This window comes from Erythrobacter sp. S158 (assembly GCF_057364915.1).
Window position 1 is genome coordinate 1760951 of sequence record NZ_CP200279.1, and the last position, 22823, is coordinate 1783773.

At 61.8% G+C, this 22823-nt stretch carries 21 protein-coding genes, 1 tRNA gene and 1 other RNA gene; 8 read left to right on the forward strand and 15 right to left on the reverse strand.

Features of this window, described 5'->3' with window-relative positions:
• The first annotated feature begins 176 nt into the window (after window positions 1-176).
• The 3 genes from AC0V6T_RS08670 (at window position 177) to AC0V6T_RS08680 (ending at window position 4030) form a co-directional block, all read left to right on the forward strand.
• Window positions 177-761 (forward strand): phosphoribosyl-AMP cyclohydrolase, encoded by a 585-nt coding sequence (locus AC0V6T_RS08670; RefSeq protein ID WP_486126067.1) that lies wholly within the window; start codon window positions 177-179, stop codon window positions 759-761.
• Between the two features lie 227 nt (window positions 762-988).
• Complete coding sequence (locus AC0V6T_RS08675) at window positions 989-1684, forward strand: DUF2490 domain-containing protein (protein ID WP_486126069.1); 696 nt, start codon at window positions 989-991, stop codon at window positions 1682-1684.
• Between the two features lie 177 nt (window positions 1685-1861).
• Entirely contained in the window at window positions 1862-4030 is a 2169-nt protein-coding gene (locus AC0V6T_RS08680; RefSeq protein ID WP_486126071.1) for a S46 family peptidase, read from the forward strand.
• 91 nt (window positions 4031-4121) lie between these two features.
• On the opposite strand, the gene AC0V6T_RS08685 is transcribed toward AC0V6T_RS08680, so the two are convergent.
• Window positions 4122-4207: transfer RNA gene (locus AC0V6T_RS08685), tRNA-Tyr, on the reverse strand.
• Between the two features lie 160 nt (window positions 4208-4367).
• Here AC0V6T_RS08685 and rlmB point away from each other — a divergent pair.
• Window positions 4368-5165, forward strand: coding sequence for a 23S rRNA (guanosine(2251)-2'-O)-methyltransferase RlmB (gene rlmB, locus AC0V6T_RS08690; RefSeq protein WP_486126073.1), 798 nt, complete (start codon window positions 4368-4370; stop codon window positions 5163-5165).
• Window positions 5166-5194: 29 nt separating this feature from the next.
• Window positions 5195-6088 carry a hypothetical protein gene (locus AC0V6T_RS08695; protein WP_486126075.1) on the forward strand — a complete coding sequence of 298 codons (894 nt, stop codon included), beginning with the start codon at window positions 5195-5197 and terminating at the stop codon, window positions 6086-6088.
• 131 nt (window positions 6089-6219) lie between these two features.
• Here AC0V6T_RS08695 and AC0V6T_RS08700 read toward each other — a convergent pair whose 3' ends face one another.
• The 8 genes from AC0V6T_RS08700 to AC0V6T_RS08735 form a co-directional block, all read right to left on the reverse strand.
• Window positions 6220-6492 carry an HU family DNA-binding protein gene (locus AC0V6T_RS08700; RefSeq protein WP_007163670.1) on the reverse strand — a complete coding sequence of 91 codons (273 nt, stop codon included), beginning with the start codon at window positions 6490-6492 and terminating at the stop codon, window positions 6220-6222.
• A gap of 271 nt (window positions 6493-6763) precedes the next feature.
• Window positions 6764-9160 carry an endopeptidase La gene (gene lon, locus AC0V6T_RS08705; RefSeq protein WP_486128544.1) on the reverse strand — a complete coding sequence of 799 codons (2397 nt, stop codon included), beginning with the start codon at window positions 9158-9160 and terminating at the stop codon, window positions 6764-6766.
• A gap of 109 nt (window positions 9161-9269) precedes the next feature.
• Entirely contained in the window at window positions 9270-9611 is a 342-nt protein-coding gene (locus AC0V6T_RS08710; protein ID WP_007163667.1) for a YbaB/EbfC family nucleoid-associated protein, read from the reverse strand.
• A gap of 19 nt (window positions 9612-9630) precedes the next feature.
• Window positions 9631-11442, reverse strand: coding sequence for a DNA polymerase III subunit gamma/tau (locus AC0V6T_RS08715; RefSeq protein WP_486126078.1), 1812 nt, complete (start codon window positions 11440-11442; stop codon window positions 9631-9633).
• A gap of 57 nt (window positions 11443-11499) precedes the next feature.
• An RNA gene (ffs, locus tag AC0V6T_RS08720) (signal recognition particle sRNA small type) lies at window positions 11500-11594 on the reverse strand.
• A gap of 109 nt (window positions 11595-11703) precedes the next feature.
• Window positions 11704-11982 (reverse strand): ETC complex I subunit, encoded by a 279-nt coding sequence (locus tag AC0V6T_RS08725; RefSeq protein ID WP_486126080.1) that lies wholly within the window; start codon window positions 11980-11982, stop codon window positions 11704-11706.
• A 36-nt stretch (window positions 11983-12018) separates the two neighbouring features.
• Window positions 12019-14445 (reverse strand): ATP-dependent helicase HrpB, encoded by a 2427-nt coding sequence (hrpB, locus tag AC0V6T_RS08730; RefSeq protein ID WP_486126082.1) that lies wholly within the window; start codon window positions 14443-14445, stop codon window positions 12019-12021.
• 19 nt (window positions 14446-14464) lie between these two features.
• Window positions 14465-15475, reverse strand: coding sequence for a polyprenyl synthetase family protein (locus AC0V6T_RS08735; RefSeq protein ID WP_486126084.1), 1011 nt, complete (start codon window positions 15473-15475; stop codon window positions 14465-14467).
• 67 nt (window positions 15476-15542) lie between these two features.
• On the opposite strand from AC0V6T_RS08735, the gene AC0V6T_RS08740 reads away from it, so the two are divergent.
• Entirely contained in the window at window positions 15543-15863 is a 321-nt protein-coding gene (locus tag AC0V6T_RS08740) for a chorismate mutase (RefSeq protein WP_486126085.1), read from the forward strand.
• Window positions 15864-15869: 6 nt separating this feature from the next.
• Here AC0V6T_RS08740 and AC0V6T_RS08745 read toward each other — a convergent pair whose 3' ends face one another.
• From AC0V6T_RS08745 to AC0V6T_RS08770, 6 genes are all read right to left on the reverse strand, one after another.
• Window positions 15870-16502, reverse strand: coding sequence for a hypothetical protein (locus AC0V6T_RS08745; RefSeq protein WP_486126087.1), 633 nt, complete (start codon window positions 16500-16502; stop codon window positions 15870-15872).
• Window positions 16499-16723, reverse strand: coding sequence for a DUF2188 domain-containing protein (locus AC0V6T_RS08750; protein WP_486126089.1), 225 nt, complete (start codon window positions 16721-16723; stop codon window positions 16499-16501). The genes AC0V6T_RS08745 and AC0V6T_RS08750 overlap by 4 nt, the downstream gene beginning before the upstream one ends.
• Before the next feature lie 64 nt (window positions 16724-16787).
• The gene (locus tag AC0V6T_RS08755; RefSeq protein ID WP_486126091.1) at window positions 16788-18287 is read right to left on the reverse strand and encodes a sensor histidine kinase; all 1500 of its coding nucleotides are present in this window, start codon (window positions 18285-18287) and stop codon (window positions 16788-16790) included.
• Window positions 18238-18915: a response regulator transcription factor gene (locus AC0V6T_RS08760; protein WP_007163658.1), complete on the reverse strand. Its 678-nt coding sequence runs from the start codon at window positions 18913-18915 to the stop codon at window positions 18238-18240. Before AC0V6T_RS08760 ends, AC0V6T_RS08755 begins: the two co-directional genes overlap by 50 nt.
• A 129-nt stretch (window positions 18916-19044) precedes the next feature.
• The gene (locus AC0V6T_RS08765; RefSeq protein ID WP_486126093.1) at window positions 19045-19386 is read right to left on the reverse strand and encodes a PepSY domain-containing protein; all 342 of its coding nucleotides are present in this window, start codon (window positions 19384-19386) and stop codon (window positions 19045-19047) included.
• An 84-nt stretch (window positions 19387-19470) separates the two neighbouring features.
• Complete coding sequence (locus AC0V6T_RS08770) at window positions 19471-20226, reverse strand: SIMPL domain-containing protein (protein WP_486126095.1); 756 nt, start codon at window positions 20224-20226, stop codon at window positions 19471-19473.
• A gap of 99 nt (window positions 20227-20325) precedes the next feature.
• Here AC0V6T_RS08770 and AC0V6T_RS08775 point away from each other — a divergent pair, with 99 nt between their 5' ends.
• Both AC0V6T_RS08775 and AC0V6T_RS08780 read left to right on the forward strand, forming a co-directional pair.
• The gene (locus tag AC0V6T_RS08775) at window positions 20326-22140 is read left to right on the forward strand and encodes an ABC-F family ATP-binding cassette domain-containing protein (protein WP_486126097.1); all 1815 of its coding nucleotides are present in this window, start codon (window positions 20326-20328) and stop codon (window positions 22138-22140) included.
• Window positions 22137-22721 carry a uracil-DNA glycosylase family protein gene (locus AC0V6T_RS08780; protein ID WP_486126099.1) on the forward strand — a complete coding sequence of 195 codons (585 nt, stop codon included), beginning with the start codon at window positions 22137-22139 and terminating at the stop codon, window positions 22719-22721. The genes AC0V6T_RS08775 and AC0V6T_RS08780 overlap by 4 nt, the downstream gene beginning before the upstream one ends.
• The last annotated feature ends 102 nt before the right edge of the window (window positions 22722-22823 follow it).

Consider the following 22823-nt stretch of genomic DNA (forward strand, 5'->3'; position numbering starts at 1 on the left):
AGCCTCTTCCAGAAAACGCATAGGCCATTCGGCCTACGCCGGAACGCATGCCAAGTGGCTGATTTGTCGGCCTCTCCTGACCCCTATCTCATCGTTGCAAGTCGAAAAGACGACATCGCAACCAACGAATTCCGGCAGCCGCGTTCCCCGGCGCCACTTCAGAAGAGGAAGTACAAATGAAGATCTCAGCCAACCGTTCGCTTACCACCGCCCTTCTCGGCAGCGCAGCCGCTCTTGCAGCATTCAGCGCGCCTGCCATGGCCCAGAGCTCGATGCCGATCACGACTGAAGAAGTCGAAGCAGCGCAGCAGGCGTGGGGCGAAGGCATCGTCAAGATTTCGACCGCTCACGCTAATGGCGATGATTACAAGGCGGTTGCCCGCGACCACCTCGACACGCTCTACAACTATGACGACGGCATGGTGCTGTTCAAGCCGACCCTGGCTGCCGAAGATCAGTTCCGCGGCACCTATGACGAAGCGCTCAGCTACTTCGTGAAGGGCATGCGCGCCGAAGACAGCGGCTTTGCCATCAAGGGCTGGACCGATGTCCGCTTCGAGAACGAAGGCATCGTGACCGATGACGACAACGCGATGGCCATGGGCAACTATTTCTTCACCGGCCCGGACGGCAGCGTGACCAAAGTTGAATACACCTTCGGTTACGTCCGTGACGAGAACGGCAACCTGAAGATCAACACCCACCACAGCTCGATGCCGTTCCAGCCTGCGCCGACGCAGGTCGCCCAGAACGGCGACTGATCGATTACCCCGATGGAGCGCGGGGGCGGCTCTCATGCCCCTATCAACCCCAACCGCTCTCGCGCCCATCACCCCAGTTCCCGGACCCGGGAAAATTCGTACCCTACGAAAAAACTTGAGCGGCTGCGGCGCCCACAAGTGCTGACAGTCGCTCTTCTTTTTGGAAACGCTTCCTCCCCTCCGGCGTTTCAAACTGCCCGAAAACACAAGAAAAGCTCGAGGATCGAATGACATCCATCCTGAAACCCACGGCCGTGCGCGCTGCCATTCTCGCCGCCGGCTTGACCGCATTCGCAGCGTCGCCCGCCGCCGCAGAAGAAGACTTCAACATCTGGACCGGCCAGTTCATCGTCCTTGACCTCGACGAGGAAGGCGACTGGTTCGTGCGCGGCGAAGCGCAGGAACGTTTCACCAATGATGCCGACCGGCTTGGCCAGCTGCTGCTTCGCTCGCTCGTCGGCTACCGGATCAGCGACCGCGTGAGCATCGGTGCGGGCTATGCCTATATCCTCACCGACCCGATCGGCCCGGTCGAAACGAACGAGCATCGCTTTTACCAGGAACTCAACATTCGCCTGATCGAAACACCGGGCGGCATCACGCTGGATTCGCGCAACCGGTTCGAACAACGCACCTTCGAGGAGGATGGCGAGGTCGCGCTGCGTTTCCGCCCGTTCCTGCAGCTGCGTGTGCCGATCACCGATAACAACAAGCTGGTCGCCTACACCGAGCCGTTTATTGCGCTCAACGAAACGCCGCTTCAGGATGACGGGTTGCAGATCTGGCGTAACTTCGTGGGTTTCTCAATCCCGGTGGCGCAGGGCGTCGAAGTCGTGCCGGGATATCTCAACCAGACCGTCTTTCGCGACGGGGAGAACCGTGCAGACCATGTTGCCAACGTCAACATCTTCATGAACTTCTGACAGGACGGCTCACGGGGCCTTGCATGGTCCATATCATTGACACCCGCTGCTTCTGTTTGCATTGCCTCGCACCGACAAGGTCACTGCCCGGGAGAGGCAGGGCCGAGGTGACGGGCGATTGATCTCAACGGGTGATTTCTCCTGCATCTCATGCATGCGTTCGGAGAATTCGCAACAATGAAGCCTATCAAGTCGCTCGTCCTTGGCCTTCTGGCCGGAACCGTGATTGCCGTCCCCGCCACAGCAAAAGAGGGCATGTTCACGCCCGAGCAGCTGCCTGACATCAGCGAGGCTTTGCAGGAAGCAGGCCTTGAACTCGATCCCGAAACGCTGACCGACCTCACCGTTTTTCCGATGGGCGCGGTCGTGTCGCTGGGCGGATGTTCGGCCAGCTTCGTTTCGCCTGAAGGACTTGTGGTCACCAACCACCACTGCGCGCGCGGATCGGTTCAGTACAACTCGACCGCCGAAAACAACTATCTCGCCAACGGCTTCCTTGCCGGAACCAAGGACGCCGAACTACCCGCAGCGCCCGGCTCACGCGTCTATGTGACCACCGAGCTGACAGACGTGACCCAGCGCGTTCGCGAGGGCACCGAGGATATGACCCCGATCGATCGCTACGCCGCGATCGAGCAGCGCCGCAAGGACATCACCGCCGAGTGTGAGGCCGAGCCCGGCTATCGCTGCCTCGTCGCCAGCTATTATGGCGGCGCCGAATACACGCTCATCAAGCGTCTCGAAGTGCGCGACGTGCGGCTTGTTTACGCTCCGGCAGATTCCATCGGAAAGTATGGCGGAGACATCGACAACTGGATGTGGCCGCGCCACACCGGCGACTTCGCGTTTTACCGCGCCTATGTCGCACCCGACGGATCGGCGGCTGACTTCGACGAAGCCAACGTCCCCTACCAGCCCGAGCATCACCTCAAGGTGAGCGCTGCCGGGCTCGACGATGGCGACTTCGTCATGGTCGCGGGCTATCCCGGCTCGACTAGCCGCTACACGCTGCTTGCCGAGGTAGAGAACACCTTCAACTGGACCTATCCGACCTTTCAGGGCCTGCTGACCAGCTGGATCGCGACCATTGAAAACGCTGCCCCCGAGGGATCGGACGCGCGCGTGAAGTACGAAAGCCGCCTTGCCGGCCTCAACAACTTCGAAAAGAACCTGCGCGGCCAGATCGAAGGCGCCCGCCGTGTCGGCCTGGTCGAACGTCGCGCCGCGCGCGAAGCTGCCCTGGCCGAATGGATCGCCGCCGATCCCGCACGCGCTGGCTATGGCGAAGCGATAACCGCTCTCGCCGCGCTGTCGCAGGAAAGCGCCACCGCCTCGCGCACGAACTTCTGGTACAACAACGCCACGCGCCCTGCGCTCCTGTCTGCGGCACAGCGCCTCTATCGCCTGTCGAAAGAACGCGAGCTTCCCAATGCCGAGCGCGAGCCCGGCTATCAGGACCGCGACATGACCTTCTTCCGTCAGGGCCTTCAGGCGCTTGACCGCCGCTATGATGCAGCTGTCGACAAGGCGGAGTGGGTGCTGTTCCTCAGCGGCTATCTCCAGCAGCCGGTCGAAGAGCGTGTCGCCGTGTTCGACGAAGCGCTCGGCCTTACCTCCGAGACGACCGCAGCCGACCTACCCGGTCTGCTCGATCGCTACTACGCCAACACGACGCTTGGTGACACCGAGACGCGCCTTGGCCTGATCGAAGCCGATGCCGCGGCTTTCGAAGCGAGCGAAGATCCGTTCGTCCAACTCGCCGTCGCGCTTTACGATTACGAGCGCGGACTCGAGAACGAGTCCGAGGAGCGTTCGGGACGTTCGCTCGCGCTGCGCCCTGCGTACATGGAAGCAATCACGCAGTGGCAGCGTGAGAATGGGGGGCTGCCTTACCCCGATGCGAACTCGACGCTGCGCATCACCTTCGGCAACGTCATGGGCGGATCGCCCTTCGACGGGATGGCCTACCTGCCCTTCACCACTCTCGAAGGCATTGCCCAAAAGGACACCGGCGAAGACCCGTTCAATTCGCCGCAAAGCCAGCTCGATCTGATCGAGGCCAAGGATTACGGCGAGTACGAGCTTGAATCGATCGACTCGGTTCCGGTGAACTTCCTCTCCGACCTCGACGTGACTGGCGGCAACAGCGGCTCGGCAACGCTCAACGCAAAGGGCGAACTCGTCGGCCTGCTGTTCGACGGCACCTTCGAAAGCGTCAATTCCGACTGGGACTTCGACCCGCGCACCACACGCTCGATCCACGTCGACTCGCGCTACATGCTGTGGGTGATGGAAAAGGTCGACGGCGCCGATGCGCTGATCGAGGAAATGGACATCGTCCGATAAGGATTGAGCCGGGGCGCACGAAACTGCGCCCCGGTCTCGATATACGCGAACCGATCAGTGCGCTGGACATGCATTGATTGAAGAGAGCCAGTGGTGGACAGGGCTGGATTCGAACCAGCGTACGCTTGCGCGGGCAGATTTACAGTCTGCTGCCTTTAACCACTCGGCCACCTGTCCACACATGGGCCCTCACAAAACGCCGCCGAGCGGCGCTGTTCATTGGGCGAAGCGACGTCGCGCTTCGCTGCCGAGAGGCGCCCCTTTGGCGAAGCTGCGCTTGCCTGTCAATGGGGCTACTGGCAGGGAACTTCGCAATTGCAGAAAAACAGGATTTCCAATGGCAAAAGGTGAGCGCAAGAAGGCGCTGCGTGGTCGTGCAGGACGAATGAAGGGCGGGCGCGGCTCGGGCAAGGGAACCGCGGGCTACGTGCGTCTGTGGGGTCGGCACCCGGTCGAAGCGGCGCTCAAGAACTCGGCGCGTCAGCACCGCAAACTGTGGGCGACACGCGAGGGTATCGATTCGCTCGACGGCGAGCTGCCGCCCGATTTCGTGGTCGAATATGCCGAAGTGACCGACCTTGCGCGCCTCGTCGCAAAGGACGCGCCGCATCAGGGGCTCGTGCTTGAATGCGAGCCACTCGAAGATGTGTTTCTCGACGATGTGGCAAACGGTGACCCTGCCCGGCCTGTGGTGGTGCTCGATCAGGTGACCGACCCGCACAATGTCGGCGCAATCCTGCGATCTGCCGCAGCATTCGGCGCTGCCTGCATCGTGACGCAGGACCGCCATGCCCCGCCCGAAGGCGGTGTGCTGGCCAAGTCGGCATCGGGCGCGTTGGAGACCGTCCCGTGGGTGCGCGTGGTCAACCTTGCGCGCGCTCTCGATGAACTTGCGGACCTCGGCTACTGGCGCATCGGACTTGCAGGCGAAGCGGAAGCCACCCTGTCCGAAAGCCTGACAACCGGGGCGCTTGCTCTGGTGCTGGGCGCCGAAGGCGAAGGAATGCGGCACAATATCGCGCAGCATTGCGACACACTTGCCAAGCTGCCGATCACATCGGCGATAGAAAGCCTTAACGTTTCGAATGCAGCAGCAATCGCGCTATATGCCGCAGCAACCCGCGAGCGGGACTGAGGCGATCTGAACAGGGGAACAGGCAAGTCATGACCATCAGGGAAAATCCGAAAGCCATTGCGACAGCTTTGCTGGCAAGCCTGTCGCTGCTTTTGACGGGCTGTTTCATCACGCCGGGCAAGTTTACCAGCGAGCTGGTTCTGATGGATGAGAACCGCTTCAGCTTCACCTATGAGGGCGAGATCTTCTTCATCGGCCTGTCCAACCTCGCCGCCATGGGCGCTGGAGCGGAAGAGTTCGAGCCGAGCACATGCTACGACGACGACACCTTTGATGAGCGCGAATGCACCGAGGCCGAACTCGCCGAGCAACGGGCTGAGTGGGATGCGGGTGCGGAAATGCGCGCTGCCGAGGCCACGCAACAAGCCGAGCAGATGTCGGCCATGATGGGCGGGATCGACCCGAACGACCCTGAAGCCTCCGCCGAACTCGTCAGGCTGCTGATGCGCCAGAAAGGCTGGGAGCGGGTCGAGGACAAGGGCGAAGGAGTGTTCGACGTGCTCTACCGCGTCGAAGGCGAGCTCAGCCATGACTTCATGTTCCCGGTGATCGAAGACGTGCCCATGACCAACCCCTTCGTGCAGATGGTGCTGCGCGATGAAGGCGTGGTTCGCATCAACGCTCCCGGTTTCTCTGCCAACAATGACGCCAATCCGATGGCTGCGATGGGCGGCGCAATGGGCGGTATGGCGGGCCTGGCTGGCATGGCCTCGATGGGTCAGTCCTCTGAAGAGGGTGAGAACGCCGAAATGCCCAACATCCCGACCATGGAAGGCACGTTCCGGATCGTCACCAGCGGGCGCATCCTCGCCAACAACACCGATGAGGGGCCGAGTGCGATTGCTAGTGGTGAAGCGCTCGAATGGGCTATCTCTCCGCGCACGCAGCAAGCACCCACCGCGCTGATCGACACATCGCGCTAAACACGCACAAATAGCGAAAAGCAAAGAGAAGGCCCCGCCGACCGTTCTGGTCTGCGGGGCCTAATACTTTTTGCTGTCTGTTTGGCGCGAGGCGGAGCGCCGAGTTAGCCTACTAGTAGTCTGGAGCGGTCTTAGTTGACCGCGTCCTTCAGACCCTTGCCAGCCTTGAACTTCGGCTGGTTCGAAGCCTTGATCGGCATCGGCTCACCCGTACGCGGGTTGCGGCCCATCGAGGCCTTGCGTTTCGCCACTGCGAAGGTGCCAAACCCGACCAGTCGCACTTCGTCGCCGTCAGCGAGAGCCTTCTGAATAGCGTCAAAAACGCCCTCTACGGCGTTTGCTGCATCGCTCTTCGTAAGGCCGCTGTTTTCGGCAACCGCGCTGATCAGATCGTTCTTGTTCATTATTCTCGTCCCCTCGTTTTCGTTCGAATTCGGGTTAAGTGAATCGCCTCCCCGAAAGCGCGCAAGTTGAACGCTCTTTAGGGAGGCTGTCAAAGGCAATTCGCCCGGAAGAGCGCCATTGTGGCGCCTCGACTGTCATTTTGCGACGAACTGTGTCCTGACGCGCGCATGGCGATGCACGTGGCCAGTGTTCCAGCTCATCTCAAAACAGCATTCCAGACTGATTTACGACCCTGCCGCGAATCGCGACAAGAGCGTTCCATCTAGCGGATCAGTGAGCGGTTGGCACGTCAGAACCGCTGCTGACGTGACCACCCGGTTGCGATGCAAGATCATCGGCTTCGGTCCATTCGATCGGCGACGGCATATCGATGATCGCATGATCGAGCACCTGGTCGACATGGCTCACAGGAATGATCTCCAGCCCCTCTGTCACGTTGTCGGGAATCTCTGCGAGATCCTTCACGTTTTCGTCGGGAATGAGGACCGTGGTAATGCCTCCGCGAAGCGCTGCGAGGAGCTTTTCCTTGAGCCCGCCGATTGCCAGCACGCGGCCACGAAGCGTCACTTCGCCGGTCATCGCGATGTCGGGACGCACGGCAGCGCCGGTCAGGGTCGAGACGATCGAAGTGACCATGCCGACACCTGCGCTCGGCCCGTCCTTTGGCACCGCACCTTCGGGAAGGTGGATGTGGATGTTCTTGCGCTGAAACAGGCTCGGCTTGATCCCGTAGCTCGGCGCGCGCGCCTTCACGAAGGAGAAAGCCGCCGCGACGCTTTCGTTCATCACATCGCCAAGCTTGCCGGTGGTCTTGATCTCGCCCTTGCCCGGCGTGGTGACGCTTTCGATGGTGAGAAGCTCACCGCCGACGCTGGTCCATGCAAGGCCTGTCACCGCACCAACCTGCGCCTCGTCTTCGCTCATGCCGTGCTTGAACTTGCGCACGCCTGCAAAGTCGCCGAGATTTTCAGGCGTGATGACCACGCCCTTGGTTTCTTTTTCAAGGATCTTTCGCAAAGTCTTTCTCGCCAGCCGCGCAATCTCGCGCTCCAGCGTACGCACGCCAGCTTCGCGGGTGTAGTAGCGGATGAGGTCACGAAGCCCCTCTTCGGTCAGCTCGAATTCGCCATCCTTGAGACCATGCGCTTCCACTTGCTTGCGGATCAGGTGGCGCTTCGCAATCTCGACCTTTTCGTCCTCGGTGTAGCCTTCGAGACGGATGATCTCCATCCGGTCGAGCAGGGGCTGAGGCAGGTCGAGACTGTTCGCGGTGGTCACAAACATGATGTTCGACAGGTCGAGGTCGAGCTCGAGATAGTGGTCCTGGAACTTGTTGTTTTGCTCCGGGTCGAGCACCTCGAGCAGCGCCGATGCCGGATCGCCGCGGAAGTCCTGTCCGAGCTTGTCGATCTCATCGAGCAGGAACAGCGGGTTCGACGTGCCAGCCTTCTTGAGGTTCGACACGATCTTACCCGGCATCGAACCAATATAGGTGCGGCGGTGGCCGCGGATCTCGGCCTCGTCGCGCACGCCGCCCAGCGATTGGCGAACAAATTCGCGTCCCGTCGCCTTGGCGATGCTCTTGCCGAGCGAGGTCTTGCCGACGCCCGGAGGGCCGACAAGGCAAAGGATCGGACCCTTCAGCTTGTTAGTGCGCGCCTGCACGGCAAGGTACTCGATGATCCGGTCCTTGACCTTTTCAAGCCCGTAGTGATCGGCGTCGAGGATTTCCTGCGCCTTGCCGATGTCCTTTTTGACACGGCTCTTCTTGCCCCATGGCAGGCCCAGCAGCACATCGAGATAGTTGCGCACGACAGTCGCCTCGGCGCTCATCGGCTGCATGCCGCGCAGCTTTTTCAGCTCCGCCTTGGCCTTGGTCTTCGCTTCCTTGGAAAGCTTGGTCTTCTCGATCTTCTCGGTCAGCTCGGCGATCTCATCGCCTTCGCCATCATCCGAACCGCCAAGCTCGCTCTGGATCGCCTTCAACTGTTCGTTGAGATAATATTCGCGCTGCGTTTTCTCCATCTGGCGCTTCACGCGTCCGCGTATCTTGCGCTCGACCTGGAGCACCGAAAGCTCGCCCTCCATGAAAGCCATCACGAGTTCGAGGCGTTTCAGCGGATTGGCTTCGGTGAGCAGGGATTGCTTATCGGAAACCTTGGCGTTCACCGCAGCGGCGATTGTGTCAGCAAGCTGGCCGGCATCGTCGACATCGGTCAGGTCGACATTGGTCTCTTCGCCCATCTTCTTGTTGAGCTTGGCGTATTCGCCGAACTGCTCGACCACTTGGCGCATCAGCGCGGTGACTTCGCTACCCGCGACGGTTTCGGGCTCCTGAATGTCGACTTCGGCGAGGACATAGTCGTCTTCGTCGCGCAGGTTCGACAATGCAGCGCGCGCCGTGCCTTCAACAAGCACGCGTACCGTGCCGTCAGGCAGTTTCAAAAGCTGAAGCACCTGCGCAATGACGCCGACGTCATAGAGGTCATCGCCTTCCGGATCGTCGCAGGACGGATCAAGCTGGGCGAGGAGGAAGATATCTTTCGACGCCTCCATCGCCGCTTCAAGCGCGGCAACCGACTTGTCACGCCCAACGAAGAGCGGAACGACCATGCCGGGAAAGACGACGATGTCGCGAAGGGGAAGAAGAGGGAAATGCTGTGTCATATTCGTGTCCGTGGCTGCCATTTGGGCAGCGCCTTTGGGGTCGAATATGGGTAGCCTGCCCTAGCCTCGCAATGCCCTCTTCAACGAAGCTGTGGATGTGGTGGAAACCTTATCCCATGCCGGGCAGGTTGAAGCCCGGTGGCAGGCCCATTCCGCCCTGCATTTCCTTCATCTTCTCGGCGGAAACACGGTCGGCCTTGTCACGCGCGTCGTTGAATGCGGCGGTGACGAGGTCTTCGACGATGTTCTTCTCTTCCTTGACCATCAGGCTGTCGTCGATGTTGACGCCCAGGATGCGGCCCTTGGCGGTCGCGCGGACCGTCACCAGGCCACCGCCAGCGGTGCCTTCGACCTCGATATTGTCGAGTTTGACCTGCATGTCGTTCATCTGGTTCTGGATTGTCTCGGCAGCCTGCTGGGCTGCCTGCATCATCTCTTCCATGCTTTTCATGGTTCGGGGCTCCTTTGTCTCAATTCCATTTGCGGCCCGAGCCAGAAGCGCGGGCGAGCGTTTGTTCGGGGTCAACGAGTTCGGCGTCGGGGAACGCCTCGAATGCTGCTTTTACCAGAGGGTTCGCGCGAATGCGATCCTGCGTCGCTTGCGCTTCGGCATCGGCCGCTTCGCGCAAAGAAGGTTGAGCATCGCCGCTGCCGCGTTCGACCAGCCAGCGTTTGCCGGTTAGCTTGAACAGCGCATCGCGGATATCGGGCGCGGGATCATCCGAATAGTTGTCGGCCTGCTCGAATATGAGCTTCTCGGGCGCGAGTTCGATCACGCGAATACGATCGCGCATCATCTGGGCAACGCGAAGCTGGCCTGCATTGTCGATCTGGTCGACCAGCGCTCCCCATTCGAGCGATGCGTAGCTCGATGACGAAGCGGTGGGAGCAGGCGCGCTCTCACCGCCTGTCGAGGCGGGCGCGGCGGAAACGCCGTTCTTCGCCATCTCCTCAATGCGAGCCGCAAGCTTGCCCGGATCGGGCATTTGCGCAGCATGGAGCACTCGCAAGAGCGCCATCTGCAGGGCAACCAGCGGATCGGGGCTCGTGCGAACTTCCTCGTGACCCTTGAGCAGCAATTGCCACAGGCGGTGGAGTTCGGGCGCGCCGAGCTTGCTCGCAAATTCGGCAAGTGCGGTGCGCTCCTCCTCGCTCGGCGCGTCGGGCTCCCCGCCCGAAACCTGCGCGACCGTCACCCTATGGACGAGGTCCATGAGCGCGCGCATCAGGGCAAGCGGCTCGACGCCAAGCGCGTATTGTTCATCAACTCCGGCGAGCAGCCCCTTTGCATCGCCCTCTAGCACGGTGCCAAGCAAGCGCCGCTGCGCGCTCTTGTCGGCAAGCCCCAGCATCGAGCGCACGCGTTCCGCGGTCACCTTGCCTTCGGTGTCCATGTCGGCATGCGCAATCGCCTGATCGAGGATCGAGAGACCGTCACGCGCCGAACCTTCTGCGGCGGCGGCTATGATGCGCAACGCCTCATCCTCGGCTTCCACGCCCTCTGACTTGCAAACATAGCCGAAATGCTCGGCCAGCAGGCTCGCAGGAATGCGCCGTAAGTCGAAACGCTGCGTGCGGCTGAGTACGGTGACAGGCAACTTCTCGACTTCGGTGGTCGCGAAGAGGAACTTCACATGCGCGGGCGGTTCCTCGAGCGTCTTGAGCAACGCATTGAAAGCGTTGCGTGAGAGCATGTGGACCTCGTCGATGATGTAGATCTTGTACCGGGCAGAGACCGCCGCGTAGCGCACCTGCTCGATGATCTCGCGAACGTCGTCGACGCCGGTGTGCGATGCCGCGTCCATCTCGATCACATCGATATGGCGTCCCTCGGCAATCGCGGTGCAGAACTCGCAAACGCCGCAAGGGTCGATTGTCGGCCCGCCATTGCCATCGGGCCCCACGCAGTTGAGCGCCTTGGCGATCAGGCGCGCGGTCGAGGTCTTTCCGACCCCCCTCACCCCGGTCATCAGGAAGGCATGCGCCAGCCGATCGCGCTCAATCGCATTGGCGAGCGTGCGCACCATCGGTTCCTGACCGACGAGTTCAGAGAAGGTCTGCGGACGGTATTTGCGCGCCAGCACGCGGTAAGGCTGCGCGACCTCGCCTGTTGGAGCGGTCTCGGAGTGGTCCTGGACCGGAGTCGGAGCGGGATCAGAGGGTTCTGGCGTGGCCAATTCCTCGCCACCGAACATGGAATCCTGACCCGCAGCCTCAAGCTCGGCAGCGCTCGGCGCGGTTTCCTCTTCGGTGTCGGGCAGGTCTGGATCGGAATCAGTCACGCATTCAAGCTAGGCGCTTGATCGCGGTTTGTCATGGCGATGATCGACCGAAATGTTGGAAAAGGAGCCGAGCGACCCGCCGCAATTCACCTGGGCTGCTTCCTTCCGGACCTGACCCGGTGAGCGAACGCAAACGTCCACCCGACTCCCGGAGCGCCATATGGCGGGGGTGAATGAAGAATTCAATATGAAAACGCGGGGCTGGGTCGATCCGAAGGACCTAAAGCGCGGCTATGCGCCGCACCTTGTGCCGCGAAACGATTACCTGAAATTATCCGCGTAAGCCTGGATCTTGAGGCTCTTGGGCGGAGTCTTGTGAACGCGCGCGGTGATTCCGTATTTTTCGGCGTAAGCCTTGGCCGCGTCCTTGCTCGGGAATTTGAGCTTCACCTGCGCCTGAGTATCGCCGCTACCGGTCCAGCCCATCAGCGGATCTGGCTTGCGCGCTTCGCTCTGTTCGAATTCGAGCACCCATGTGTCGGTCTTTGCCTTGCCCGATTGCATTGCGCTCTTGGGCTGCTGATAGATGATAGCGGTCATTGTGAATCCCTTTATGCGCCGCCCAATAATCCAAACCTAGCTTCGATTGAAGGCGTTTTTGGTCTTTAGGCTCGGCTTTTCTAGCCACGGCTGATCGGGCCAGCGATGCTTGGGGTAGCGGCCCTTCATATCCTTCGCGACATCTGCCCACGAACCGCGCCAGAATCCCGGCAAGTCCCGCGTCGACTGGATCGGGCGACCCGCCGGACTGGTAAGCTTGAGGAGGAGCGGTTCGCGCCCGATCATCGGGTGCTGGTCCAGCCCGAACAGCGCCTGCACGCGCACTTCGACACTGGGAGCATCGTCGCCTGCATAATCGATGGCGTGCCTTGTTTCTGCTGGCGATGTGAAATGTGTGGGCGCCGCCGCGTCCAGGCTCTGCCGCGTTTCCCAGTCGAGCAGGGCAAGCGCAGATTCGGCGAAACGGCCGGGCGCAAGACCAAGATCGCGCCGCCCTTCGAGCAAGGGGATAAGCCACAGGTCCGACTGGTCATGCAGATTGTCGGTCGATAGCTGCTCGACGCCTGCGAAATCGGCGCGTGCAAGAAAGCCCGCCGGGAACAAATCACCGAGATTTGCGAGTGCGCGTTCCTCCAGAATGTCCCTGAACACCGCGGGGTCTGGCATCGGATCGGAACCGCTGGCGAGCACGATTGCGCCGAGCCTGCGTTCTCGCCGTGCTTCTGCCCTGCCCTTGTCGCCATTCCATCGCGCGATCGAGCGTTCCTTTAATTGGTCGGCGAACAACTGTTCCACCTGCGAGGCTTCAAGCTCGATGCCAGAAGTGATCCGCGCGCCCTTGGCCTGCCCTTGCGCGTCGCAGATCACCATCCACTCGGTGCGGGCGAGCGGCGATGCCGGGTCGAGATGGAAGCCGCGCCCGCCTGCGCTCAGCCAGCTTTCGCCATTTGCGTCACGGCGACGAGCGACGAAGTCGGGCCTTGCAAGCGCAAGACATTCGGCGGGCTCTAGCTCCCGTTTGTCCTCGTCACTCACCAACTTTGCAGCCTGGCGCGCCCAGCCTTGCGCGATACGCCCCGCGCTCTTGGATCGTCCCGAATTCTCGTTCCGCCAGCACGAAAGTCGCTGCAATAAATCCTCGCTCCGCCCGCCGAGCCCGCGTTCCTGGAGCAGCATCACCAGCCGCGCGACCGTCTCCCCGCACCCGTTGCGCGCTCCGTGCAGCACCGCCGCCGCGTGATCGGGAGCCATGGGCATGGCCGCGATGGCCTTGCCCCATTCGGTGATCCGCCCCACCTCGTCGAGCGCTCCCAAAGCCTCCAGCGAAGTGCGCGCGCTAGCGACCGACGCGGCGGGCGGCATGTCGAGCCAGCGCAAAGATTGCGGATCGCTCGATCCCCATGTCGCAAGGTCGAGGATGAGCCCGGTAAGGTCAGCGGTCTCGATCTCAGGCGGCGCAAATTCGGGACGCCCAAGATGCCCGCCTTCTTCCCATAGCCGATATGCAACGCCCGGCCCCTGGCGAGCCGCGCGCCCCGCCCTCTGCGCCGCAGCCGCCTGACTGGCGCGGCGGGTGACGAGATGCGTGGTCCCGGCGGCGCGGTCATACTCAGCGAGGCGCGCGAGACCACTGTCCACTACGACCGACACGCCATCGAGCGTCAGCGATGTCTCGGCAATCGCGCTTGCAAGCACGATCCGCCGGCGGCCTTCCGGATCGCGGCGGATGGCAGCGCGCTGGGCTGCTGGTTCGACCTGTCCGTGCAAAGGCAGGACAGGCGTGTCTGGCAACTTCGCCTCAAGCCGTTCGCGCGTGCGTTCGATCTCACCGACACCGGGGAGAAAAGCAAGGATGTCACCCTCCTGCTCTCGCCACGCGATCATTACCGCACCCGCAACCTGATCTTCGACCCGCTGCGAAGGATTGGCGCCGAGCCACTTGATCTCAAGCGGATAGCTTCGCCCTTCACTTTCCACGACCGGAGCATCATCGCCAAGCAGCGCAGCAAACCTTGCGCCGTCGATAGTGGCCGACATGACCAGAACGCGCAGGTCGTCGCGCAAAATGTCTCGCGTCTCCAGCGCAAGAGCAAGGCCAATATCGCTATCGAGATGCCTCTCATGCGCCTCGTCGAACAGGAGCGCAGACACGCCGGGCAATTCGGGGTCGTCAACCAGCCGGTTGACCAATATCGCTTCGGTCACAACCAGGATGCGGGTCTTGGCCGATACCTTGCTGTCGAGTCTGGTCATGTAGCCGACCGTTTCGCCGGGCTTCTCGCCCAGCAATTCGGCCATGCGCTCTGCCGCGGCGCGGGCGGCGACCCTGCGCGGGCTGGTGAGGATGATCTGGCCGTCGCACCAATCTTGTTCCAGCAAAGCGGGAGCCACGGCGGTGGTCTTGCCGGCTCCGGGCGGCGCGATCAGCACAGCCGCTCCCGCGTCGCTCAGGGCGGCGACCAGTTCGGGCAGGACTGCAACGATGGGAAGGTTCGAGCTCACACTCGCAGGGATTACGCGATTAGTAACCGCGAGCGACCGCGAACTGCGCAGCTTCAGCCATTGCGGCGCGCGCCTTGCTGTCAGGGAAGATCGAGATCGCGTCGATGGCGCGCTGTGCGAAGTGGCGTGCTTTCTCGCGCGTGTCTTCGAGAGCGTTGTGCTTTTCGATCAAGCGGATCGCTTCGGCGAAATCTTCATCCGAAGACCGGTGGCCCAGGATCGCGTCCTTCCAGAACTTGCGCTCAGCCTCTTCTCCGCGTGCGTGAGCGAGAATGACGGGAAGCGTCATCTTGCCTTCGCGGAAATCGTCGCCCTGGTCCTTGCCCATCTGCGCTGCGTCGGAATCGTAGTCGATTGCATCGTCGACCAGCTGGAACGCGACACCGAGGTTACGACCGTAGTCTTCCAGCGCTCTCTCTTCCTCGTCGCTGCATTCGGCGACGACTGCGCTGATCTGGCTGGCGGCAGCAAAAAGCGCCGCCGTCTTCGCGCCGATGATGTGGAGATAACGTTCCTCGCTCGTCTCGATCTGGCGCTGCGCGGTGAGCTGAGAGACTTCGCCCTCTGCGATCACGGCGCTGGCGTGGCTTAGGATCTTGAGCACCCGCAAAGACCCATCTTCGGTCATCAGCTCGAATGCGCGGCTGAACAGGAAGTCGCCGACCAGAACCGTTGCCGGGTTGCCAAACACGATGTTGGCCGCCGCCTTGCCACGACGCAGTTCGCTGCCGTCGACGACATCGTCGTGCAACAGGGTCGCGGTGTGAATGAATTCAACCGCTGCGGCGAGCTTGTGATGGCGCGTGCCCTCATACCCGACCAGCGCAGCACCGGCGAGTGTCAGCATCGGGCGCAGTCTTTTTCCGCCGCCCGAAATCAGGTGACCGGCAAGGCGCGGGATCAGCGGGATCTCGCTTTGCATGCGTTCGAGAATGACGGAGTTGACCGAATTCATGCCGTTCGCAGTCAGCGAAAGCATCGGCTCGAGCGTCGGTTTTTTGCGCGGCAGGGGTACGACGTCTGCGGTCATCGTTTGCGCCTTTAGGGTGCGCGCAGCACGCTTGGCAAGCGCTGAATTGCTGCTAGTTTCGCGGTATATGGCGCACGAGACGCAACCTTCCACCACCGCCGCAGCCGGAGACGATCCGGTCCTCGCGGCCTATCGCAAGAGCATCGACAACATCGATGCCGCAATCATTCACATGCTGGCAGAGCGGTTCCGCATCACCCAAGCGGTGGGTGAGTACAAGGCGAAAGTGACGCTACCTCCCGCAGACCCGGCTCGTGAGCAGCGCCAGATCGAGCGGTTGAGAAAGCTGTCGGAAGAAGCCGATCTCGACCCTGAATTCAGCGAGAAGTTCCTGCGCTTCATCATCGAAGAAGTGATCCGCCACCACGAAAAGGCGCGGGGAGACTAAGCTGAGCTAGTAGGGCTTTCCAAGCTCGCGCCATTCATGCATCAGATCAATCAGCTCGATGGTTGGGTAGGCGAGAATATCCTCGTCACTCGCGCCATTTTCTTTTTCACGCTCCCAATACCACTCTTGGAATGTAGCGTAGTCTTGAAGTATCTTTGATTTCCCTATGCGAGGCGCCCCCGCCTGACGAATGAGCCATGATCGAACATGCTCAACGATATTGAGGTGGTCGTTCTCGTGAGCTCGAATGTCCCAACCGGATATGTCCGAAAGGCATTTTTGGAAGTCGTATTTGCTCCGCTCCAGAACGAGTATCGACTTTGAGCGCTGCGCGTCATTTCCGTACTTTTGACAACCATAGTCGATACCAAGTTCGAATGGCATGTTCATTCGCACGAATGCACCCTGTTCCGGACACCTACTTCGACTTATGTCATGAATTGCATACTTGGACGTCTCCACCAAATGATGGATTCTTTCCAATCGTCCATTTGCGTTGTTCGGGTCTTCGAGAGCGATGCGCGCATCGAAGCCAAGATTAACTACACAAAATGCCGTAGCCTGAAGTAACGGCGAGAAATCTGCATCAAATGGGCAATTGATAAAAACCGATTTCTCGAAACCTTGGGAGCCAATCATCCGCGCGGTGGATACGGATCATTCCCATACGAGTCTCTCGCTCGGATGCGTCCGTCACGACCGTGGATGTAAAGTTCTGTACGCTGGTTTCTAGCAATCTCCCGTGCAGCATTTACAGCCTCTGCTTGCGTCCTATGGACACTACTAGCCTTGGAAGCACCAGCCTTCTTCACACTCCAACCATTCTTGCTAGGCACTACATGCTGTCCAGCGCGCGACATCGCTTTCTCCTTTACGATCTAAATAGCGAATCTCACTCAATTTTCTAGCGCAGAATTACTCACTTTACCCCGCTCGCGGCAGGCGAAGGTCCACGAGCAAGCCGCCCAAGTCCTCGCTTTCGCCAAGCGTGACCGATCCGCCGTAAATCTCCGCCACGTCGCGAACGATGGCTAGGCCAAGGCCAGTGCCCGGTTTGCCGGTGTCGAGGCGAGCGCCGCGGTCGAAGATGCGGTTGCGTTCTTCCTCGGGGATGCCGGCGCCGTCGTCTTCGATCCAAATGCGGCAGAGCGGGCTGCCGGGCTCATGATCGACGGTAACGAATACGCTGCCGCCGCCATATTTCGCGGCGTTCTCAATCAGATTGCCGAGGATCTCGTCGAGGTCCTGACGCTCGATCGCGACGAGGGAATCTTTGCTGCCTGCAATGTCCAGCCGACCTTCTGGGTAAAGCCTTTCAACCGCGCGGCGCACGGCTTCGGCGCTCTGGCGGACATTGGTGCGCGCCTGTCCCACCGCGCGGCGGCCAACGGCGCGTGCGCGGGCTAGGTGGTGATCGACATGGCGCTGCATCGTACGCGTCTCGCGGAACACGGCGGTGCTGAGGTCCGGATCGCGCGCAGTGGCGGCATTGGTCAGGACGGTGAGAGGCGTTTTGAGCGCGTGCGCAAGATTGCCCGCATGCATCCGCGCTTCTTCCGCCTGCCGCTCGGTGTGTTCGAGCAGCGCGTTCACTTCCTCTACCAGCGGCTGCACCTCTGCGGGAAGCGGCTCGGTGATGCGATTGTCACCGGTGGTCCGCAGCTTCTGGATCGCCGCCCTCACCCTCCGCAGCGGTGAGAGCCCGTAGCGGATCTGGAGAAGGGCCATTACAATGAGGCCAAGGCCGAGCGCGGCGAAGCTCCAGATCAGGATCGTGCGGACCTGCTGGATTTGCGCGTCCATCTCCTCCGTTGCGCTGGCGACGGCGAAGGTCCAGCGCGTCTCGCTTCCCGGCAGGATCACTGTGCGCTCGACGATACGGATGGGTTCGCCCGGAATTTGCGCCGAGTTGTAGAATTGCGGCGCGCTGTTGAAGTCCCCGCCCTCTTGCGGTCCGCGCAATTCAAGCGGCGTGTCCCACAGGCTTCGCGATGGGTACGGTTCGTAGCCTTCGCCGCTGATCTGCCAATAAAGGCCGCTGCCGGGTTCGAGGAAGCGCTGGTCGCCCAGCGGGCGGTAGAACCACACCTCTCCGAAGCTGTCGATCTCCGCCGAGGCGAGCATCGCGGTGAGCTGGTATTCGAGCTGCTCGTCGAAATTCGATTCGACCTGCCGGGTCAGCGTGCGTTCGAGCGCGATCCCGCCGCCCAGCAGCAGGACGATGATCCAGCCCGCCGCGATGAAGCCCATGCGCCGCGCGAGGCTGGCGCGCGGTTGGTCGGTCGGTGCTTGTGCAAGGCCCGTTGCATCGTCTGCGGGCGCAGGCTCCTCCGCTCCCGGCGGTGAAGCCGAGGCGGCAGGCCTGCGCGCAGTGTCACGCTCGTGGAGCGTCTGCGGGGTCGTCGAGGCTGTAACCGAGGCCACGGATCGTAGTGATTACCTCTGCGCCGAGTTTCTTGCGGATGCGGGTGACGAACACTTCGATCGTGTTCGAATCGCGGTCGAAATCCTGATCGTAGATGTGTTCGATTAACTCAGTCCGACTGACGACCTTACCCTTGTGGTGCATCAGGTAGCTGAGCAGCTTGTATTCCTGCGCGGTGAGCTTCACCGGCTCCCCGTCAAGCGTCACGCGGCCAGAGCGCGTGTCCAGCCGGACACCGCCTGCGGTAAGTTCGGACGATGTGTTGCCCGATGCACGGCGGATAAGCGCGCGAAGGCGGGCGATCAGCTCTTCGGTCTGGAACGGCTTGGCAAGGTAGTCGTCAGCGCCCGCATCGAGCCCGGCCACCTTGTCCGACCAGCTGTCGCGCGCGGTCAGGACCAGCACCGGAAAGTCGCGACCTTCCTTGCGCCACATGCCGAGCACGCTGAGTCCGTCGATTTCGGGCAGACCGAGATCGAGAATGCAGGCATCGTAATCCTCTGTGCTGCCGAGGAAATGGCCGTCTTCGCCATCGGTCGACAGATCGACCGCATAACCGGTCTGCTCCAGCGTGGATTTCAGCTGCTGGCCAAGAGTGGGCTCATCTTCAACGATCAGAATGCGCATGGTCCACCATTATCCTTTGAGTTTTCGGGAGGATGCCTGCGCGTTTGTGCGACGCACGTCAAGCGAGCGACGTGTCGCATATTGTGCTTCGTCCCCCAGCGAATGGTCATGAGTATTGCGGATCCGCTCTCAATTCGACCGGTTGATGATCCGGCCAGTGCGGGCATCGACGTCGACATAGGTCACGCGGCCCTCGCGAATGAACTTGAGCCGGTATGCGCGTGCGGTGCTGTCATAGGATGGCCCGAGATACTCGCTACCGCGCATACGTGGTAGGATACGCCGCTCGATCTCGCGCAGCGACAGCTGGTTCCCTGCGCGCATCTCCCGCCGCGCCTCGCCCTGGTCCGAGCGCGACTGCTCCTGCGCGCCTGTCGTTGCAGCGACAAGCGACGTCGTGGAGCCCGCACCAAGACCGACCGCCATCATGGCGGCGGCAGCTGCGGCAAGGAGGAAGCGGTTGTTCGTCATCGTGCTGTCATGCCTAGGCCCAGCGCGTTGAACAAGCTGTGAATACGGCGAAGTCCACTTGTTCAGGCAGGCATGGCGCCGGTGTCACTCCTCCGCCTCGGCCGTTTCAGCATCGTCATCCACCATTTGGTACTTGATCGTGATGTTGACGCCGGTGTTCACCATCCCTGGCTGAATGCGCGATCCCGTCACTTGGATTGAGTCTTCGGCGACTTCGCGCATGGCCATTTGCGGCATGGGCGCACGGCCCTGGATCGCTTCGCTGATGGAAAGCACCTCGACCCCGTCAAAGCCGAGCATCGAAGCGTAGGATTCCGCCCGGCTTTGCGCGCGCTTCACGGCGCTGGCGCGGGCAGCATCCTTGGCGGCTTCGTCATCCTCGATGCTAAAGTCAGGTCCTGACAAGTCGGTCGCGCCCGCAACGACGAGAGCATCTAGCACCGCGCCGGTCTCGTCGACCTCGCGCAGCTTGACGCTGACCCGGTTTGAGACCTGATAACCGCGGAAGACATTGCGCTGGTTGGGCCGGTCGTAATCATAGCGGGCGTTCAGGTTCACGCCGGTGGTCTGGATGTCCTCTTCGGGAACGCCGAGCTCGATAATCCGCTCGATCACGCGGTTCATCTGTTCTGCGTTCATGCGCATTGCCTCGACCGCCGTGCGCGCCTCAGTCGAGACGCCCGCACCGATCGTCACGAGGTCGGGTTCGGCAGTGATGCTTTCATAGACCGACAGTTCGATCACAGGACCATCGGCTTCGATTTCAACCTGTTGAGCGGCCAGAGTTGCAGGCAGTGCAAGAGCACCGGCGGCAGCGAGAGTAAGCGGAATACGGGTCATGAAATACGTCCTCCTTTGCCGCGCAGATGGGGGATTGCGGCTTTCCGCGCACTGAACCGACTTGGCAGCCGGTATGCAAGGCCCTACTTGGCGCGCTCTATGGCACAACCTCCGATCCTCTCCTGGGAAGGGCTTGGTCTTCAGCAAGGCGGGCGCTGGCTTTTTGGCGGCCCCCAGCCGGGTGAAGGCGCAGAACCTATCGACCTGCATATCCTGCCCGGAGACCGGTTGGCGCTGATCGGGCGCAATGGGGCGGGCAAGACGACACTGCTCAAGCTGATCGACGACCGGATCGAGGCCGATCGCGGCCAGCGGCGGGTTAAGCCGGGCACGCGGATCGTGTTTCTTGAGCAGGAGCCCGACTTCTCTGCGTTCGATACGCTGATGGACTTTGCGCTCCATGGCGATCACGCGCCAGCAACGCATGAGGTCGAAGCGATTGCAGGCCAGCTCGGCATCGACATGAGTACCGATGCGGCGACAGCTAGCGGCGGCGAACGTCGCCGTGCGGCTATCGCCCGCGCGCTGGCACAAGACCCGGACCTGTTGTTGCTGGATGAGCCGACCAACCACCTCGACCTCAGCGCGATCGACTGGCTTGAGGACTGGCTCACCCGGTACAAGGGCGCGTTCATCACGATCAGCCACGACCGGACCTTCCTGAAACGCCTGACCCGCGCGACGCTCTGGCTCGACAGAGGCACCCTGCGTCGCAAGGAGGTCGGCTTTGGCGGTTACGAGGCCTGGGAAGAGCAGGTCTACGCCGAGGAAGCGCGCGCCGCCGAGAAGCTCGACGCCAAGCTCAAGCTTGAGGCGCACTGGCTTGAACGCGGCGTCACTGCGCGGCGCAAGCGCAACCAGGGCAGGCTTGAGAAGCTCTACCAGATGCGCGCAGCCCGCGCCGCGATGATCTCCGACGGCGGAGCCGCCAAGCTCAAGCTTGGCAATGACGAGGAGTTCAAGTCCAAGTCGGTGATTGTCGCCGAAGGTATCTCCAAGTCCTACGATGGCCGCGCGGTCATCAAGCCCTTCACCCTGCGCATCCAGAACGGCGACCGCATCGGCATCGTCGGCGCAAATGGTGCCGGCAAGACGACCTTGCTCAAGATGCTGACCAAGGAGCTTGAGCCCGACACCGGCACGATCACGCATGCCCGCACGCTTTCCGGTGTGATGATCGATCAGCAGAGGAAGCTCCTCGAACCCGATGTGACCGTGCGCCAGATCCTTGCCGAGGGCGGCGACTGGATCGACGTGCGGGGAACGCGCAAGCATGTGCAGGCGTACCTCAAGGACTTCCTGTTCGATCCCAAGCTGGTCGACACAAAGGTCGGCATCCTGTCGGGCGGCGAGCGTTCACGCCTTTTGCTCGCCCGCGAGTTTGCGCGCACTGCCAACCTCTTGGTGCTCGATGAGCCGACCAACGACCTCGACCTTGAAACGCTCGACCTGTTGCAGGAGGTCATCGCCGACTTCGAAGGCACCGTTCTGATCGTGAGCCACGACCGCGACTTCCTCGACAAGACGGTCACGATCACGCTCGGCCTCGATGGCACGGGCCGCGTGGACGTGGTCGCGGGCGGCTATGCCGATTGGGAAGCCAAGCGGCGCAAGCCTGTCGCTGGCAAGGCGAAGTCGGGCTCGCCCTCTGCCGCTCCCACCCCAGCGCCGCCTCCGCCCAGGTCGGACAAGCTCTCCTACAAGGACCAGCGCGACTACGAGCAGCTACCGGCGCGGATCGAGGAACTCGAAGCCGCCATCGCCAAGGCCGAGGGCATCCTCGCCGATCCCGACCTCTTCGCCTCCGATCCGCAGCGTTTCGCCACCATCTCCAAGGGTATGGAGAACGCCCGCCGCCAGAAGGACGAGGCCGAAGAACGCTGGCTCGACATCGCCGAGAAGGTCGAGGGGTGAGCGCGCAGCGGGTCGAGGCTCTCCATCGGGAGATCGCGGCCTGCACCCTTTGCGCCAAGCACCTGCCGCTCGGCCCGCGTCCGGTGGTGCAGTTCTCGCCAACCAGCCGCATCCTCATCATCGGACAGGCTCCGGGCACCCGCGTCCATGCAAGCGGCGTCCCATGGGACGATGACAGCGGCGACCGGCTGCGCGGCTGGCTGGGGCTCGACAAGGACGCCTTCTACGATCCCACCAAGGTCGCGCTGATGCCGATGGGCTTCTGCTATCCCGGCAAGGCGAAAGGCGGCGATGCTCCGCCGCGCAAGGAGTGCGCGCCTGCATGGCATGACCGCATCCTCGCGCTGCTCCCCGAAGACCGGCTGACCTTGCTGGTCGGCGCTTATGCGCAGGCCGCCTACCTGCCCGCAACGCGCAAGCTCTCGATGACCGAGCGTGTGAAGCGGGGGGCCGACTTCGCACCCTTCTTCCCGCTCCCTCACCCCGCCTGGCGCGTGCGGATGTGGATGGCGAAGAACCCTTGGTATGAGGCCGAAACCCTCCCGACCCTTCGCCGCGAGATTGCCGCTCGGATCGCCTGACAGATGCGAGAAGTGGACCGCATGTTACACGGTCCAGAGGCAAAAACCGGCACTGTGTCACCATAGGCCGCAAAAGCGTCACCTTAGAGCGCAAAGCGTCAA